This is a genomic window from Effusibacillus pohliae DSM 22757, from assembly GCF_000376225.1.
In the GTDB taxonomy this organism is placed as follows: Bacteria; Bacillota; Bacilli; order Tumebacillales; family Effusibacillaceae; genus Effusibacillus; species Effusibacillus pohliae.
On record NZ_AQXL01000048.1, the window covers coordinates 1 to 3,709 of the forward strand.

Below are 3,709 nucleotides of genomic sequence, written 5' to 3' on the forward strand. Positions count from 1 at the left end.
TGCTTTTCCAAGCCTTCGAGTTGAAGCATCTTACGGATCAACGCAGTCGGGCGCATGTGGATCCTCCTGAATACGAATGTATGTTCTGGTATTGAATATTATAGCTTGCCGGGGCGAGAATATGCAAACATATGTTCTGATTTTTGTTAGCAAGAAAGCCGCCAAAGAATGCCGCTGGAGAAGGTTTTTCGAAAAGAAAGGCCAATAGGGAATCCATCATCCCATCCGAACCGTCATTGGTCCATTAGGAACAAGTTGTCCCGAATCAGCAAAGTCATGCAGGGCTTCGACCATGATGAAGATAGAGTTCGAGTTGAAAGTTATTAGCCGTAATTTTTGACTTTCTTGGTAGCCATTTTTTAGGATGAGAGTAATCCAACATATTACAAGAGATCAGGAGGTTGATCGAGATGGGATTGCTCTATGAGGAAGTAACAGAACGAGCTATCGAGGAGGGAAAACGAGTCGTATTCACATTAACAGTTAAAACCAGTGATTATCTTAAGGGTAATGACGAAGGTTACTACACCTGTTGGATAAAGATCTTGGACTCCGACCAAAAAATTGTTGATCAGTATTATAGACTCTTCCGGATTGGAAAGTTTCATGAGAAGCATTACAAAAACTTCATTGACAAGTTTGTCAGGGACCCAGAGTATCGGGATCAGTTTCATATTCGACACGAAACAAGTGAAAGCCGACTGGATGGTCACATCGATGATGAGCTTCAGGACATTATTCAAGACTTGAACAGTATTGGATTGGAAAACCATTGACTGTTGTCAAGGAACCAGAACGCCTTGACGTGATCGGCCTCATCACCGGGACGGGCACAGCCGTTTCGCTTATATCTCCTTCAAAAGGCCGCTGCCTAAATGTTTCCTTGCCATTGTCTCTGGTTATCCATTTCTCGCAATTGTACAAGATTCGTGTATCAGAACGAGGCGACGTGAGGATAATGTCCGGTTCGCTGAAACCATACGATCTATCGTGAAGCAATGGTCAATGGCTGCATAACGAAAGCATGTGATCGATGACCTCTGTCTTTGGAAATATCAACCCCCTCGACACATGGTTCGAGGGGTCTATTGTCTAGGCTCGCTTCGATTTCAGAAGATAAATATCCCGCTCCTGTTCAGCAACCTTGTGGATCAGATGATTCACTGAGCCGGAAACATCATCGATCTTGGATGCCAGTTGGTTAAACCGTTCTTCAAAGCGGTTCTCCATTTCGTCAAACCGCTCTTGAAAGCGGTTTTCCATTTCGTTCAGACGGTTATTAACATGGCCCACCATCTTGACCAGTTGTCCCAGCATATCTTCAAGGCGCTTCAATTGTTCGTCCACGCAAATCGACTCCTTACCGGTTTGTTTTCAGTTTACGGTGCGATCGCTCATTTTTCAACAGCCTGGAACAGACACAAAAAGCCCGAAAGACTCACGATCTTTCAGGCCGATCTGACGTTATTCCCACGCCTCTTTGGCCGGCGCTTTTTTGGCATGTGGCTTGGGGTCAAGATCCATGGCCAACGCCTAGTACTTTTTGTTTTCGCCACGATATTCGCTGCAGACAAAGCAATTGCCTAAAGAATCTTGCGGATCAGCGCAGTCGGGCGAATGTGGATCCACCTTAATGAGAGTATATGTTTCGATGTTTCCTGTTTTGTTGGGAGGTCCGCATCCATCATCCCGATCTGGAATGGCCATTGGCCTGTTCGTTATTGGCAAGGAGGTTTTCCGTCGCTCTTCCGAAAACCGGGGATGGTGAGACTGCTCCAGTAGGTTCGATCCACTTTTCCGTCCGGCAAGGCTCCAATCCGATACTTGTAGGCATAAGCGGCCAGGGTCTCCCCGTCGATCAATTCGATGTTGGCGATTCGGGGCTGCTTGCAGATTTCATCCACCATCTTTGAGCGATACAGGCTGTTGCTGCTATACATGTTTCGCAGTTCGGCTTTTCGTTCGACTGGCAATTGCGGCCATTGGCCGAGGGAAGCGTCTTTAGCAAAACGCAAAGTCGTCACAAAGTATCCGTCAGACACGCCATAGGTCCTGCATGTGTTGGCAAACTGGCGGATTATTTCTTCACCAATCGGGAAAGAAACACTTTTGATTTGTGAAAACCGGGGACTGCCGTTAAACTTCGATTCCACATCCCGGTTTCCGTCTCCGGATCGATCAACCACCTGTACATCCACATGCCCCATAGCGGTCAAAATATCTGCCCAAAGGTACGGGGTATTTGAAAAATGAACCTGTGAGACAAAGGGAAGAACCGTGGCCTGGGAGAACGGAATGCCGGTTTGTGGGGCCGATCCCATGTGCTCATGGATGGCTTGTCGGGCCAGTTGTAGTTCCGGCTCGAAGGGCAGATCTGGCCGAGTCCCGATAACACTGTTGAAATGATCGAGCAACAGGTTGACATCCTCTTCCATTTGGTCGAGCAGAACCGACAGGTTCCGGAGATAGGGTCCCCACTCCGGACCGTCGTCGAGATAGATTTTTTCGTTGTAGCGGGGGATCAGGCATGGAAGAGCCGAAGTGACTCTGCCGAGCAACTCCAGATCCGCAAGCGGATACGCCTCGATGTAAGGGTCAAGGGACGGGTGCTTTTGCAAAAACTGCGTCATGAGGTGAGACCATTTGTCCCTGCTGCGGTCGAAGTCCACCTGCCGCTCTTTCATCAACCTGTTAACCGCAACACTGGAAAGGCGAGGAGAAGCTGACAAGAGTGTTTGGAAGCGATAGTGATGCTGCGCCGCAATATGGTATTCCTTTTTTCCAGACATCCCCAAAACGGTCTGCCCGTAGAAGTTTCTGGGCAGTCGGTTGGCCAAGCCTGAGTAGCTCAGGCCGATCTGGGATGCCAGAAGTTCTCGACTGCTGACGATTGTTTTTAGCATTTCGATACCCCCTAGTGTTTCAACCGTTCCATGTGAAGTGATAGTTTTGCCAATGATATCATGGGTGAGAATTTGACCGTTTGCTGGGATTCCATGGTGTTCATGACATGGTGATCACCTACTTTCTGACGGAAAAGCTGGACATCAGGATGAAGAGTTACAGAACAAGGTCAATGATCTCAAGCTCTGGTTCGATGTCAGTCGTTGGGTCACTCGGCCGATAACATTGAACGAAAAATCGCAACTCCGACATGGCGATGTCTCGTTCCAAGATGATTGCATTGCTTCCGACATGAATGAATGCGCAGCGAGCATGATCCAAGTCACCCGCTACTTTCTCCACCTGTTGGCATACCCAAAGAGCGTCATCGGGGAAAACCACCAGTTTCAGGTCACCGATTACGGTAGGTAAAGTGACTTGTACGTATTGTGGACTCGAATTCATATAAGCCTCCTCCGATTGTTTGGCGTTCAGCATCCTGTGTCTCGACGCTCATGGGAAAAATTTTTGTATTTTTGGCTCGTAATTTTTGACTAGATTTGTCGCCATGCCGTACGCTGGGAGCGGGAGGTCAAATTTCTAAATTTTGACCTCCAAAGCAGCAACCTTGTAGATTAAATTTGCAGGGCGGCTAACTGAAACATCTCATCAATCTCACTTTCTTGTTGCATGGTAGGCATTCTTTTCTTATCTTTCACACGATAAACAGAAAAGGAGCTATTCCTGTGATGAATTAAAATGCGGTTTGCAAAACAAAAAGCGCCTCCTGTATGCTGGGTCTCGGAATGGTTGACATTCACTGCCC

Annotated in this window: 4 protein-coding genes; 1 reads left to right on the top strand and 3 read right to left on the bottom strand. The window is 47.6% G+C overall.

The features are described 5' to 3' along the window. Positions 1–410 precede the first annotated feature (410 nt). A complete protein-coding gene (locus tag C230_RS0100720; RefSeq protein ID WP_018130170.1) occupies positions 411–776 on the top strand; it encodes a hypothetical protein in 366 nt (121 codons plus the stop codon). A 316-nt stretch (positions 777–1,092) separates the two neighbouring features. Here the strand turns inward: C230_RS0100720 and C230_RS0100725 are convergent, their stop codons facing one another. From C230_RS0100725 to C230_RS23090, 3 genes are all read right to left on the bottom strand, one after another. Beyond that, complete coding sequence (locus C230_RS0100725; RefSeq protein WP_018130171.1) at positions 1,093–1,347, bottom strand: hypothetical protein; 255 nt, start codon at positions 1,345–1,347, stop codon at positions 1,093–1,095. Positions 1,348–1,718: 371 nt separating this feature from the next. Next, positions 1,719–2,903, bottom strand: coding sequence for a restriction endonuclease (locus tag C230_RS0100730; protein WP_018130172.1), 1,185 nt, complete (start codon positions 2,901–2,903; stop codon positions 1,719–1,721). Between the two features lie 615 nt (positions 2,904–3,518). Further along, the coding region (locus tag C230_RS23090; RefSeq protein WP_211207977.1) for a hypothetical protein at positions 3,519–3,709 on the bottom strand (191 nt) is incomplete at its 5' end.